Genomic DNA, 13014 nt, shown 5'->3' with positions numbered 1-13014 from the left:
CAAGACAACAGGTTGACTCGAAATTGAACCGTTTTTCAGGGCTTACCCTAGGGGGTAGTGAGCTTTGCTCCTAACATGCACCAGTCAGTTTCTAACTTTGTGGTGGTTCTCACCGCAATATTTTTAAGGAAGTAACCATGAAAAAATCATTGATCGCCCTGGCTGTCCTCGGCTCCGTGGCTGGTGTGGCACAAGCCCAATCCAGCGTGACCATGTACGGTCTGGTGGACGTGTGGGCCGGCCGCACGAAGAATGAAGCTGGTGGTGTTTCCACCTCCACCACGGTCCTGAATTCGGGTGGTCTGGCGACCAGCCGTTGGGGCGTGCAGGGTTCGGAGGATCTGGGCGGCGGTTTGAAGGCCATCTTCAAGCTCGAGCAAGGTTTCAATGCTTCCACCGGCACGGCCAACACCGGCACCGCATTCGACCGCCAATCGTGGGTCGGTTTGGAAGGTGGCTTCGGTACCGCCCAGTTCGGTAACGTGTGGTCGGCTTTCGACGACGTGTTCTACATCGGCAACTCCATTTTTGACGCTGTTGCCTTCTCGCCTGCTTATCAAGTGATGAGCGTCGCTCAGTACAACGACAAGCCCCGCAACGCACTGCGCTACACCACGCCCAACTTCGGCGGCTTCAGCGCTGCCGTGTCTCGCGGCCTGGACGAGAACGCAGCTGTCAAGCGCGACCAGACCGACTTCAACCTGCAGTACGCTGCCGGTCCGCTGACGGCCGCATTCGCCTACCAGTTGCAAAACGACGCTGCTGGCGTGGGCAACGATGCCAAGTTCACTTACTTCACCGCCGCCTATGACCTGGGCGTCGCAGTGGTGAAGGGTGGCGTTGGCCAGACCCGCAACGTGCTCGCTACCAAGACCAACGACTGGCAAATCGGCGCTGACTTCCCCCTGTCTTCCGCTCTGACCCTTTCGACCGGCTACGCTGCGTCCAAGGACAAGGACGGCACGGATACGAAGCGCGCTGGCTACTCGGTTGGCGCTCTGTATGCTCTGTCCAAGCGCACCTCGACCTACGCTGCCTTCACCAAGGCCAAGGAAAAGGTTGGCGGTACGACCACCGAAACGGACACGATCTTCGGCGTCGGCGTCCAGCACAAGTTCTGATCTCCGTTCTTCGGAACACCGATCAGTCAAAAGCCACCCGGCATGCCGGGTGGCTTTTTTTATGGGCGTGCCGTGAGACTACTTGGTCGGAGTGGCAGCCTTCTTGTCTGTGGGCGCTGCGGCCGACGGCTTGAAGCCTTCTCCGTTCACGGTCAACCCCTGTGACGAGAGCTTGGCCGCGCGTTTGTCACCAATGCCAGGCACCCGCTGAATCAGGTCGCCCCAACTCTTGAACGGGGCTGACTTGCGTGCGTCCAGGATCTTGGCCGATGTGTTTGGTCCGATGCCTTTGATGCTGTCCAGGTCAGCCACGGTAGCGGTGTTGATGTCGACGGCGGCGAAACTGGCGGCGGTGAAAAGGGCGAGCAGGCTGGTCAGAGTTTTCTTGAACATGGGATCCTCTCCATTGAAACGCTTTTGACATGCCACGAAGGGGTTAGCAGAATGCATTCGCCCATTTCATGGCCTGAAGCCACCATGGCTCCGGGGCATGAATGTATTTCTAAAGTTTGATTTTTTGAAGAAAAATCAGAATTGCAATAAACCATATTCATTCTTTTATGCACATTTGCAACATCAAGGCTCCCTTTTGTGCGGGCCAACCGGGTGTGGTGCGCGTGTTGGGGTCTGTGGCCTGTGCGGGCTCGCTTGCTCTGATGCTGGCTGGATGTGCGGGGTCTCCCGCGATGTCAGACGATGCGGCGCAGGACTCGACGCCCACTCGGCCCCAAAAGCTGGCCAAGGGGGCCAGCCCGGCCGCGCTGAAGACGGCCAGGCAACTGTTTGCGACCCCCGCGACGGATGTGCCGTGGGAGGCGTTCTTTTTTCCTGGCAAGCGTTACCAGCCATTCGAGCCCGTGCAGGTGGAAGGGCGCCCGGCGCTGCGGGTGCGGGCAAACAGTTCCGTGAGCATCCTGCGTCAGCGGTTCGTGCCTTCGCTGGACTCCGTGGGGCGCTTGTCGTTTTCGTGGCGGGTCGATGGCGTTCCCGCAGACGCCGATCTGGCCGTGTCCAGTCAGGCGGACTCTGCGGTCAGGGTGGTCCTTGCCTTCGATGGCGACCGCACGCGCTGGGCGCCCCGAAACCATCGCCTGTCTGAGATGAGTCGCTTGCTCACAGGGGAAGAGCTGCCCTACGCTTCATTGGTCTATGTCTGGAGCGCCAAGCACGAGCCGGGCACCGTTGTGGTGAACCCGCGCACGGACCGCATACGAAAACTGGTGGTGGACAGCGACGTCGCCAACTTGGGGCAATGGCGCGACCACGTGCGCGACGTGCGCGCCGATTTCCGTCTCGCGTTTGGCGAGGAGCCGGGCCCTTTGCGTCTGGTGGCGCTCATGACGGACACCGACAACACGGAGAGCGAACTCACCGCCTGGTATGGCGCGCTGAGCCTGGAACGGGCGCCGGATTGACGCAGGCGCGTCTGTCCGTTCGGGTTACTCCGGTGCATTGGCCGGGAACGTTTGTTGCATAGTGGCGGGATGTCCACTTTATTTAGGTGTCAACAAATGAAGCTCCCATTCGCAGTCCTGTTCGCCGCGGTGGCCTTTGGTGCCGGCGGCGCTCACGCCAAAACCTTCAAATGGACGAGCGCCAGTGACATTCCCACGTGGGACATTCATTCACAGAACAATGCCTTGGCCAACGGGATTCACGCGTCGGTGTACGAGTCGCTCGTCTACTACAACAGCAAGACCTTCAAGCCCGAGCCCGTTCTGGCGACGGCCTGGAAGCAGGTGACCCCAACCCAGCTGCGCATGAACCTGCGCACCGGCGTCAAGTTTCACGACGGCTCAAGCTTCTCGGCCGACGACGCGGTGTTCTCGATCGAGCGGGCGATGGCCAAGACCTCGAATTTCGGCATCTATGCCCAGGGCATTGACCGGGTGGTCAAGGTGGACGCCAACACCATCGACATCTTCACCAAGGACCCCAATCCGGTGTTGCTGAACCAGCTCACCGAGCTGCGCATGATGAGCAAGGCCTGGGCAGAAAAGAACAACTCGACCTTGCCCAAGGACATCAAGACGCAGGACGAAAATTTTGCCCATCGCAACGCCAATGGGACGGGTCCCTTCGTGCTGAAGGAGTGGCAACAGGACCAGAAGCTGGTGGTCACCCGCAACCCGAACTGGTGGGGCAAGTCGGAGGGCAACGTGACCGAGGTGATCTACACGCCGGTCAAGGCCGTGGCCACACGCATGGCGGCTTTGCTCTCGGGTGAGGTGGATCTCGTGCTCGACCCCAGCCCACAGGATCTGGCGCGCGTGCGTGGCGACCAGAACCTCAAGGTGATCGATGGGGTGGAAAACAGGACCATCTTCTTCGGCATGGACCAGTTCCGGGATGAATTGCCGGGCAGCAATATCAAGGGTAAGAACCCCTTGAAGGACCAGCGGGTCCGCAAGGCGCTTTACCAGGCCATCGACATGAACACGATCGCAAGGGTGAGCCTGCGCGGCTTGGGGCAGCCCACCGGCGCACTGGTGGCCCCTCAGGTCAACGGCTGGACGGAGGCGGTTCACAAGCGCCACCCTTTCGACGTGGCGGCTGCCCAGAAGCTGCTGGCCGATGCGGGCTACAAGGATGGCTTCGAAGTCGACTTTGCCTGCCCCAACAACCGTTACATCAACGACGAGCAGATCTGCCAGGCCGTGACCTCCATGTGGGCGCGCATCGGTGTGAAGGCCAAGTTGCGCACCCTGCCGCTGGTGACCTACTTCCCGATGATCCAGCGCTATGAGGCCAGCATCTACATGCTGGGCTGGGGTGTGCCCACTTTTGATGCGCTCTACAGCCTGCAGTCCCTGGTGCGTTCGGTGGGCGCCGGTGGTGATGGCAACTACAACGTGGGCCGCTACAGCAATCCGCAGATGGATGCGCTGGTGGAGCGGACCAAGAAGGAAACCGATCTGAAGCTGCGCACGGAGCTGCTGACCAAGGCACTGGCGCTGCAGAATGAGGACGTGGCCCATATCCCTTTGCACAACCAGATCATTCCCTGGGCCATGAAGAAGAACATCGACGTGGTGCACCGGGCGGACAACCGCCTGGACTGGCGCCTCATCAAGGTAAACTGATTTCACAGCGTCAGTCGAGGGTCGCGCACCGCAGGGGGCGACCCTCTCTTCATTTTTCACACGATGTTCGCATTCATTCTTCGGCGACTGGCGCAGGCCGTGATCGTCATGGTCAGCGTGGCGTTCATCGCGTTCATGTTGTTCCAGTATGTGGGAGACCCCGTGGTCTTCCTGCTCGGACAGGACGCCACCCCCGATCAGGTGCGCGAGCTGCGCACCGAGCTCGGTCTGGACCGCCCTTTCTTCGTGCAGTTCGGGCATTTCCTCGTCAATGCGGTGCAAGGTGAATTCGGCCTGTCGTTGCGACAGGGGGCGAAGGTCTCGCGCCTGATCGCGGAGCGCTTTCCTGCCACGCTGGAGCTGTCGATGGTGGCGGCGGTGTTGGCGCTGGTGGTGGGCATTCCCATGGGGGTGTACGCGGCACTGCGTCGTGGCACGTTCATGAGCCAGGTTTTCATGACCGTGTCGCTGCTCGGGGTGTCCCTGCCCACGTTCCTGATCGGCATCCTGCTGATCCTGTTGTTCGCCGTGACCCTGGGCTGGTTTCCCAGTTTTGGCCGAGGCGAGGTGACGCAATTGGGCTGGTGGAGCACCGGCCTGCTGACACCCAAGGGCTGGCACCACATCACGCTGCCGGCCATCACGCTGGCTATCTTTCAGCTCACGCTGATCATGCGGCTGGTGCGCGCGGAGATGCTGGAGGTGCTGCGCACCGACTACATCAAGTTCGCGCGAGCCCGGGGCCTGACCAACCGTGCGGTGCATTTCGGGCACGCGCTGAAGAACACCCTGGTGCCAGTGATGACCATCACCGGCTTGCAACTGGGGGGCCTGATTGCGTTTGCGATCATCACGGAGACGGTGTTTCAGTGGCCGGGCATGGGGCTGCTGTTCATCCAGGCCGTGACCTTCGCCGACATCCCGGTGATGGCCGCCTACCTGTGCCTCATTGCGCTGATCTTCGTGGTCATCAATCTGGTCGTCGACCTGCTGTACTTCGCGGTGGATCCCCGCCTTCGCGTGGAGAAGGCGGGAGGCCACTGATGTCCTTTCCGCCCCGCATCAAGGCCCATGGCCGCGCGTTTGCCCATATCGCGGCCTTCCATCCCGAGCTCACGGCCCTGCGACGCGACCTGCACGCCCATCCGGAAATCGGATTCGAAGAGCACTACACCGCTCAGCGCGTGGTCGAGTCGCTCAAGGTGTGTGGCGTGGACGAGATCCACACCGGCATTGGCAAGACCGGGGTGGTGGCGGTTGTCCGCGGCCGCCGCCACGCCAGTGGCCGCATGGTCGGCCTGCGCGCCGACATGGACGCGCTGCCGATGACCGAACACAACGATTTCGCCTGGAAGTCGGTTCGCCCCGGCATGATGCATGGCTGCGGCCACGACGGCCACACGACCATGCTCGTGGGTGCAGCGCGCTACCTAGCCGAAACGCGCCAGTTCGATGGCACGGCGGTGCTGATCTTCCAGCCCGGTGAGGAAGGATTTGCGGGCGCCAAGGCCATGATCGAGGATGGCCTGTTTGATCGCTTCCCGGTGCAGTCGGTCTTCGGCATGCACAACTGGCCGCAGATGCGTCCCGGCACGGTGGGCGTGAACCCCGGGCCCATGATGGCTTCGGCCGATCGCATCACCATCGAAGTGACGGGCAAGGGTGGCCATGGGGCCCACCCCTACCAGACGGTGGACCCGGTGCTTGTCTCGGCCCACATCATCACGGCGGTGCAGAGCATCGTCTCGCGCAATGTGCGTGCCATCGACAGCGCGGTGATCAGCCTGTGTGCCATGCAGGCCGGCGACATGGGTGCATTCAGCGTGATGCCCGGCAAGGCCACGCTGGTGGGCACGGTGCGCACCTTCAACCCCGAAGTGCAGGCCATGGTCGAGAAGCGCCTGCAGGAAGTCTGCTCCGGCGTGGCCCTGGGCCTGGGGGCGACGGCGCATGTGAATTACGAGCGGATCTACCCTGCCACCATCAATACGCGCGACGAGGCACGCTTTGCGGCCGACGTGGCGCAGAAGCTGGTGGGCCACGATCACGTGGATCGCAACATGGACCCCAGCATGGGCGCCGAAGATTTTTCTTTCATGTTGCAGGTCAAGCCCGGCGCCTACCTGCGCCTGGGGCAGGGTGCCGAAAACGGCCTCGGCAGCTGTTTCCTGCACAACAGCCGCTACGACTTCAACGACGAGGTCTTGCCGCTTGGTGCGGCCTTGCACGCCAGCCTGGTGGAGCACGCCATGCCGCTGGCCGACGACTCCCTGGCATCGGCCAGAACCCCTTCCACAACCACAAACGCATCAAGGAGCGACGCATGATCTTCCGGAAAACGCTGGCGGCCACGCTGGTCACCACCGCCCTGCTCACCCTGGGGGCTGCCTCGGCGCAGACCATCCGCATCGGCAACCAGGGCGATGCGTTGTCCATGGACCCGCATTCGCTCAACGAGTCCCTGCAGCTCAGCGTGACGAACAATGTCTACGAACCCCTTGTCGCTCGCGACCAGAACCTGAAGCTGGTACCCGGGCTGGCGACGAGCTGGAAGCAGACCTCACCCAGCGTCTGGCGTTTCGAGCTGCGCAAAGGCGTGAAATTCCACGACGGTGCCCCCTTCACGGCCGACGACGTGCTGTTCACCTTCGCGCGCGCCTCGGGTGAAGGTTCGGACATGAAGAGCTACACCAACGATGTGAAGGAGGTCCGCAAGGTCAACGACTTTACCGTCGACATCGAGACCAAGGGTCCGTTCCCCATCCTGCCCGATGTGCTCTCGCTGCTGTTCATCATGAACAAAAAGTGGGCCGAGGACAACCAGGCCACGCGGCCGGTGGATCGACGCAAGGGGGTCGAAAATGCGGCTTCGTTCCGCGCCAACGGCACCGGGCCGTTCCGCTTGCGCGAGCGCCAGCCCAACGTCAAGACCAGCTTTGTGCGCAACGGGAACTACTGGGGCAAGATCGAAGGCAACGTCGTCAATGTGGAGTACACGCCGATCGGCAACGACTCCACCCGTGTGGCCGCGCTGCTCTCGGGACAGGTGGATGTGATCGAACCGGTGCCGCTGCAGGACGTGGCGCGCATCAACGCCAGCGGCAAGAGCCAGGTGATGCAAGGCCCTGAACTGCGCACCATCTTCCTGGGCATGGACCAGAAGCGCGACGAGTTGTTGTACTCGAATGTCAAGGGCAAGAACCCCTTCAAGGACAAGCGGGTGCGCCAGGCCTTCTACCAGGCGATTGACATCAATGGCATCCAGCGCACCGTGATGCGTGGTGCCTCCAAGCCCATGGCGCTGATGGTGGGTCCCGGCATCAACGGCTTCGACAACGCCATGAACAACCGCCTGCCGTACGACCCGGAAGGCGCCAAGAAGCTGCTGGCCGACGCTGGCTACCCCAATGGCTTTGAAGTGGCTTTGAACTGCCCCAACGACCGCTACGTCAACGATGGCGCGATCTGCCAGGCGGTGGCGGCCAACCTCGCGCGCATCGGCGTGAAGATCAATCTGCAGGCCGAAACCAAGGGCACTTATTTCCCCAAGGTCCTGCGCCGCGATACCAGCTTCTACATGTTGGGCTGGACACCAGGCACCTATGACGCGCACAACGCCCTGAATGCCTTGATGCGCTGCGTGGACGACAAGGGCAGTGGCCAGTTCAACCTGGGGGCCTATTGCAACCCGAAGCTCGATGAGCTGACGGTGCAGATCCAGTCGGAGACCGACAAGGCCAAGCGCGATGCCCTGATCAAGGAGGCCTTCAAGCTGCACTCGGACGACATCGGCCACCTCCCGCTGCACCAGCAGGCGCTGGCCTGGGGCGTGGCGAGCAATGTGGAGTTGGTCCAGCTCGCCGACAACTTCATGCCGTTCCGCTTCATGTCGGTGAAGCCGGCGAAGTAAGCCGGCCTGGCCACCGCGAGGCCAAGGTCTCGCGGTGGCGCCGCACCCAACCAAGTTCCCCACGTGATCAGCCTCATCAAACGCGGGCTCGACAGCGATGTCGGCCACAGCTTCCGCACTTCGCCGACCGCCATCGTCGCGGCGGTGATTGCTTTCATATGTGTGTTCTGCGCGGTTTTCGCACCATGGGTGGCCCCGCACAATCCCTTCGACCTGGCGACGCTTGAGCTCACAAACGCCCGGCTGCCGCCGGCATGGCACCCGGATGGGTCGAGCAGCTTCCTGCTCGGCACGGACGACCAGGGCCGCGACATCCTCTCGGCGCTGATGTACGGCGCGCGCATCTCGCTCGCGGTGGGGCTGGCCTCGGTGCTTCTCTCGGTGGTGATCGGTGTCACCTTCGGCCTGCTGGCCGGCTTTCTGGGTGGGTGGGTGGACGGCTTTCTCATGCGCCTGTGCGATGTGATGCTGTCCTTCCCCCCCATCCTCATCGCTTTGCTGATCGCTGGCGTTGGCCGCGCGCTGTTCCCCAATGCGCACGAAACGCTGGCTTTTGGTGTGCTGATCATCTCGATCACGCTCACCGGTTGGGTGCAGTACGCGCGCACCGTGCGCGGCTCCACACTGGTGGAGCGCAACAAGGAGTATGTGCAGGCCGCGCGCGTGACTGGCGTGGCTCCACTGCGCATCATGCGCAGCCATGTGCTGCCCAATGTCATGGGCCCGGTGCTGGTGCTGGCCACCATCCAGGTGGCCACGGCCATCATCACGGAGGCCACGCTGTCCTTCCTGGGGGTGGGTGCACCGCCCACCTCGCCGTCGCTGGGCACGCTGATCCGCGTGGGCAACGACTACCTGTTCTCTGGTGAATGGTGGATCACCATTTTCCCGGGCGCGATGCTGGTGCTGATTGCACTCAGCGTGAACCTGCTGGGCGACTGGCTGCGCGACGCACTCAACCCCCGCCTGCGCTGAGATCAAGATGAGCCTTCTCCAAGTCAAGAATCTCGTTGTCGAATTCCCGGGTCGCCGTGGCACGCTGCGCGCGCTGGACGACATCTCTTTCGACATCGCTCCGGGCGAGATCCTGGGGGTGGTGGGGGAATCCGGCGCAGGCAAGTCGCTCACGGGGGCCTCCATCATTGGCCTGCTGGAGCCGCCGGGCCGCGTCGCCTCCGGCGAGATCCTGCTGCACGGTCGGCGCATCGACAACCTGCCTCAGGATCAGATGCGCAAAGTGCGGGGGCGCGAGATCGGCGCGATCTTCCAGGATCCGCTGACCTCGCTCAACCCCCTGTATTCCGTGGGCCGCCAGCTCATCGAAACCATCACCACCCACCTGCCTGTGAGCCAAACCGAAGCGCGCAGGCGCGCGATCGACCTGCTCAAGGACACAGGCATCCCGGCCGCGGAGCAGCGCATCGACCACTTCCCGCACCAGTTCTCTGGTGGCATGCGCCAGCGCGTCGTGATCGCGCTGGCCCTGGCGGCCGAACCGCAACTCATCGTGGCCGACGAGCCCACCACCGCGCTCGATGTCTCCATCCAGGCGCAGATCATCACCTTGCTCAAAACCATCTGCAAACAGCGCGGTGCCGCGGTGATGCTGATCACCCACGACATGGGTGTGATTGCCGAGACCTGCGACCGGGTGGCCGTGATGTACGCGGGGCGAGTCGCCGAGATCGGCCCGGTGCACGAGGTCATCAACCACCCGGCGCATCCCTACACCGCTGGCCTGATGGCCTGCATTCCCGACATGAGCCAGGACCGTGAGCGCCTGCACCAGATCGACGGCGCCATGCCGCGGCTCAATGCCATTCCCTCTGGCTGTGCGTACAACCCGCGCTGCGAGAAGGTGTTCGACCGCTGCCACGTCGAGCGGCCTGATCTGCTGCCGGCCGGCGCCACCCAGGCGGCCTGCTGGCTGCACGCGCAGGCGGGGGCCCTGGCATGAGCGCGGACATGATCGAAAAGGCGGTGCTGGCCGCGCAGAACCGCAGCGCTGCATTGCCGCCAGCCGTGCCTGAAGCGCCGCTGGTGCGCGCCACCGACCTGGCCAAGACCTTCGATGTGTCCGCGCCCTGGCTCAATCGCGTGATCGAACGCCAGCCGCGACAACTGCTGCGCGCCGTGGACGGCGTGTCCTTCGACATCCCGCGCGGCCAGACACTGGCTCTGGTGGGGGAGTCCGGCTGCGGCAAGAGCACGGTGGCGCGCCTGCTGGTGGGTCTGTACGAGCCGACCCGGGGTGGCTTCCAGTTCGACGGCCAGGACGCCCACGCCGCGTTCAAGACGCCGGAAGGCCGCAAACTGCGCCGGCGCATTCAGATGATCTTCCAGGACCCGTACGCCAGCCTGAACCCGCGCTGGCGCGTGGAAGACATCATTGCCGAGCCCTTGCGCGAGCACGAGATCGAGACCGAGCCGGTGGCCTTGCGCGCTCGGGTCGATGAACTGCTGAAGTCGGTGGGCCTGTCGCCGCAGGACCGTGTGAAGTACCCACACCAGTTCTCCGGTGGACAGCGCCAGCGCATCTCCATTGCGCGGGCCCTGGCCACGCAGCCCGAGTTCCTGGTGTGCGACGAGCCCACCTCGGCGCTGGACGTGAGCGTGCAGGCGCAGGTGCTCAACATCATGAAGGACTTGCAGCGCGAGCGCGGGTTGACTTACCTCTTCATCAGCCACAACCTCGCGGTGGTGCGCCACGTGAGCGATCAGGTGGGTGTGATGTACCTGGGGCGGCTGGTGGAGCTGGCGCCCAAGCACACGCTGTTCGACCGGCCGCGCCACCCCTACACGCGCATGTTGCTCGATGCGATTCCGAAGATGCACGACACCGGCAAGGCGCGCACGCCTGTGTCAGGTGAGGTGCCCAACCCGCTGAATCCGCCCAGTGGGTGTGCGTTCAACCCGCGTTGTCCGCATGCCAACGACCGTTGTCGCAGCGAGCGTCCGAACCTGCTCGATCTCGGTGGTATTCGCATCGCCTGCCACGCGGTGGAAGAGGGGCGGATCTAGTCCCGGTTTGGCGGCGGGGGATACGCGCCGTCCTCAAGCGCTTGGCGCGCGGTCACGTGTACCTCTTGCTCCGGAGGTTGTTCTTCATTTCCTTGAGCAGCGGTTGGAGCTTGTTGCCTCCGATGCGCAGCGCCAGGCAGGTGGCCACGATGTCGATCACCATCAGGTGCATCAGGCGCGAGGTCATCGGACTGTAGCGGTCGTACCCTTCCGGGTGGTCGGCAGAAAGGTGAATGTGGCCGCTGTGCGCCAGCGGAGAGCCGCTGGTGGTGATCACGATCACCGTGGCGCCATGTTTGCGCGCGATGTCGGCGGCGTCCATCAGGTCGCGAGTGCGGCCTGAGTTGGAGATGATCACCACGCAGTCGCCCGGCCCCAGCAGCGACGCGCTCATCACTTGCATGTGGCCGTCGCTGTAGGCGATGGCATTGATGCCCAGGCGGAAGAATTTGTGTTGCGCATCCTGCGCGACGATGCCTGAATTGCCAGCGCCGTAGAACTCGATGCGACCTCGGTTCTTGTAGGTGGCCACCAGGGCGTCCACCGCCTTTTCGATCGCGTGGCTGGACGCGTCGTTGCGGTACTTCAGGAACGCAGCCACCGTGTTGTCGATCACCTTGACCAGCACGTCGCTGGTCTTGTCGTCCACATCCACGCTGCGGTGGATGAAGGGCACACCTTCGCTGACCGTGCCGGCGAGTTTGAGCTTGAAGTCCGAAAGGCCGTCATAGCCCATGCTGCGGCAGAAGCGCACCACCGTGGGCTTGCTCACGTGCGCGCGCTCGGCCAACTCGGTCACCGGCAGGCTGGCAAAAGTGCGCGGGTCCAGCAGCACGAGCTTGGCCACGCGTTGCTCGGCGGGTGCCAGCGAGGGCAGGGAGGCTTTGATCCGGTCGAGCATGGTGGTTACATGGATGAGAAGTGGCGTGAAATTTTATTACATCGGCTGGCCGATAATCTGTTCATGAACCAACTCGACGCCCTCAAGCAATTCACCACGGTCGTGGCCGACACGGGTGACTTCAACCAGATCGCGGCCTACGCCCCGCAGGACGCCACGACGAACCCGTCGCTCATCTTGAAGGCGGTCCAGAAGCCCGAGTACGCCCACCTCCTCAAGGACGCTGTCGCGAAACACGGCGCCCAGGGGTTGGACGAGGTGATGAACCGCCTTTTGGTGGCTTTTGGTGGCGAGATCCTGCGCCTGATTCCGGGCCGGGTTTCGACCGAAGTGGATGCCCGGCTGAGTTTTGACACCGAAGCCACGGTGACCCGCGCGCGGCGGATCATCGAGCTCTACCAGGGTGAAGGGGTGCATGTGGACCGCGTGCTGATCAAGATCGCCTCCACGTGGGAAGGCATCCAGGCTGCGGCGCGGCTGGAACGCGAGGGCATCCATACCAACCTCACCCTGCTGTTCTCGTTCGCCCAGGCGGTGGCCTGTGGCCAGGCCAAGGTGCAGCTGATCTCGCCCTTCGTGGGCCGCATCTACGACTGGTACAAGAAAAGCGCAGGCGCTGGCTGGGACGAGGCCGCGATGGCGGGTGCCAACGACCCGGGGGTGCGCTCGGTTCGCAGCATCTACGAGTTCTACAAGAAGCACGGCATAGCCACCGAGGTGATGGGTGCGAGCTTTCGCAACGTGGGTCAAATCACGGCGCTGGCGGGTTGCGATCTGCTCACCATCAGCCCCGAACTGCTGGCCCAACTGGCCGCCAGCGATGCACCCTTGAGCCGGGCACTGGATACCAACACCGCCAAGTCGCTGGACATTCCCTATGTGACCCACGACGAGGCCAGCTTCCGTTTCGCGCTCAACGAGGATGCCATGGCCACCGAAAAACTGGCCGAAGGCATCCGTGCGTTCGTGGCGGACACC

At 63.2% G+C, this 13014-nt stretch carries 12 protein-coding genes; 10 read left to right on the top strand and 2 right to left on the bottom strand.

The annotated features are described in order from the left end of the window. Window positions 1-137 precede the first annotated feature (137 nt). The gene (locus KIT86_RS09155; RefSeq protein ID WP_297397488.1) at window positions 138-1121 is read left to right on the top strand and encodes a porin; all 984 of its coding nucleotides are present in this window, start codon (window positions 138-140) and stop codon (window positions 1119-1121) included. 78 nt (window positions 1122-1199) lie between these two features. Here KIT86_RS09155 and KIT86_RS09150 read toward each other — a convergent pair whose 3' ends face one another. Beyond that, on the bottom strand, window positions 1200-1514 hold the full coding sequence (locus KIT86_RS09150; protein ID WP_297397486.1) for a helix-hairpin-helix domain-containing protein: 315 nt from the start codon (window positions 1512-1514) through the stop codon (window positions 1200-1202). Between the two features lie 293 nt (window positions 1515-1807). On the opposite strand from KIT86_RS09150, the gene KIT86_RS09145 reads away from it, so the two are divergent. From KIT86_RS09145 to KIT86_RS09110, 8 genes are all read left to right on the top strand, one after another. Then, the gene (locus KIT86_RS09145; protein WP_297397484.1) at window positions 1808-2536 is read left to right on the top strand and encodes a DUF3047 domain-containing protein; all 729 of its coding nucleotides are present in this window, start codon (window positions 1808-1810) and stop codon (window positions 2534-2536) included. Window positions 2537-2632: 96 nt separating this feature from the next. Next, window positions 2633-4204: an ABC transporter substrate-binding protein gene (locus KIT86_RS09140; protein ID WP_297397482.1), complete on the top strand. Its 1572-nt coding sequence runs from the start codon at window positions 2633-2635 to the stop codon at window positions 4202-4204. A gap of 63 nt (window positions 4205-4267) precedes the next feature. Then, window positions 4268-5248, top strand: a complete 981-nt coding sequence (locus tag KIT86_RS09135; RefSeq protein WP_297397480.1) for an ABC transporter permease — start codon at window positions 4268-4270, stop codon at window positions 5246-5248. Then, window positions 5248-6531, top strand: a complete 1284-nt coding sequence (locus KIT86_RS09130) for a M20 aminoacylase family protein (protein WP_297397478.1) — start codon at window positions 5248-5250, stop codon at window positions 6529-6531. Before KIT86_RS09135 ends, KIT86_RS09130 begins: the two co-directional genes overlap by 1 nt. Further along, window positions 6528-8114 (top strand): ABC transporter substrate-binding protein, encoded by a 1587-nt coding sequence (locus KIT86_RS09125; RefSeq protein WP_297397475.1) that lies wholly within the window; start codon window positions 6528-6530, stop codon window positions 8112-8114. Before KIT86_RS09130 ends, KIT86_RS09125 begins: the two co-directional genes overlap by 4 nt. A 63-nt stretch (window positions 8115-8177) precedes the next feature. Next, a complete protein-coding gene (locus tag KIT86_RS09120; RefSeq protein WP_297397473.1) occupies window positions 8178-9089 on the top strand; it encodes an ABC transporter permease in 912 nt (303 codons plus the stop codon). 7 nt (window positions 9090-9096) lie between these two features. Further along, a complete protein-coding gene (locus KIT86_RS09115) occupies window positions 9097-10071 on the top strand; it encodes an ABC transporter ATP-binding protein (protein WP_297397471.1) in 975 nt (324 codons plus the stop codon). Continuing rightward, entirely contained in the window at window positions 10068-11135 is a 1068-nt protein-coding gene (locus tag KIT86_RS09110; RefSeq protein WP_297397469.1) for an ABC transporter ATP-binding protein, read from the top strand. Before KIT86_RS09115 ends, KIT86_RS09110 begins: the two co-directional genes overlap by 4 nt. A 52-nt stretch (window positions 11136-11187) precedes the next feature. Here KIT86_RS09110 and KIT86_RS09105 read toward each other — a convergent pair whose 3' ends face one another. Further along, window positions 11188-12036, bottom strand: coding sequence for an SIS domain-containing protein (locus KIT86_RS09105; RefSeq protein WP_297397467.1), 849 nt, complete (start codon window positions 12034-12036; stop codon window positions 11188-11190). A 63-nt stretch (window positions 12037-12099) separates the two neighbouring features. On the opposite strand from KIT86_RS09105, the gene tal reads away from it, so the two are divergent. Next, window positions 12100-13014, top strand: a 915-nt coding sequence (tal, locus tag KIT86_RS09100) for a transaldolase (RefSeq protein ID WP_297397465.1), incomplete at its 3' end; no start/stop codon positions are given.

The sequence above is a fragment of the Hydrogenophaga sp. genome, assembly GCF_026125825.1.
Taxonomy (GTDB): domain Bacteria; phylum Pseudomonadota; class Gammaproteobacteria; order Burkholderiales; family Burkholderiaceae_C; genus Hydrogenophaga.
Note: the sequence above shows the minus strand (reverse complement) of the source record. Positions and strands in the feature narration are given on the sequence as shown.

What these genes read in the sequence shown, in the direction of transcription:
- KIT86_RS09130 (WP_297397478.1), top strand. Translation starts at nt 5,248, where the DNA reads ATGTCCTTTCCGCCCCGCATCAAGGCCCATGGCCGCGCGTTTGCCCAT.
- KIT86_RS09145 (WP_297397484.1), top strand. Translation starts at nt 1,808, where the DNA reads ATGTCAGACGATGCGGCGCAGGACTCGACGCCCACTCGGCCCCAAAAG.
- KIT86_RS09150 (WP_297397486.1), bottom strand. Translation starts at nt 1,514, where the DNA reads ATGTTCAAGAAAACTCTGACCAGCCTGCTCGCCCTTTTCACCGCCGCC.
- KIT86_RS09105 (WP_297397467.1), bottom strand. Translation starts at nt 12,036, where the DNA reads ATGCTCGACCGGATCAAAGCCTCCCTGCCCTCGCTGGCACCCGCCGAG.
- KIT86_RS09110 (WP_297397469.1), top strand. Translation starts at nt 10,068, where the DNA reads ATGAGCGCGGACATGATCGAAAAGGCGGTGCTGGCCGCGCAGAACCGC.
- KIT86_RS09115 (WP_297397471.1), top strand. Translation starts at nt 9,097, where the DNA reads ATGAGCCTTCTCCAAGTCAAGAATCTCGTTGTCGAATTCCCGGGTCGC.
- KIT86_RS09125 (WP_297397475.1), top strand. Translation starts at nt 6,528, where the DNA reads ATGATCTTCCGGAAAACGCTGGCGGCCACGCTGGTCACCACCGCCCTG.
- KIT86_RS09140 (WP_297397482.1), top strand. Translation starts at nt 2,633, where the DNA reads ATGAAGCTCCCATTCGCAGTCCTGTTCGCCGCGGTGGCCTTTGGTGCC.
- KIT86_RS09135 (WP_297397480.1), top strand. Translation starts at nt 4,268, where the DNA reads ATGTTCGCATTCATTCTTCGGCGACTGGCGCAGGCCGTGATCGTCATG.
- KIT86_RS09155 (WP_297397488.1), top strand. Translation starts at nt 138, where the DNA reads ATGAAAAAATCATTGATCGCCCTGGCTGTCCTCGGCTCCGTGGCTGGT.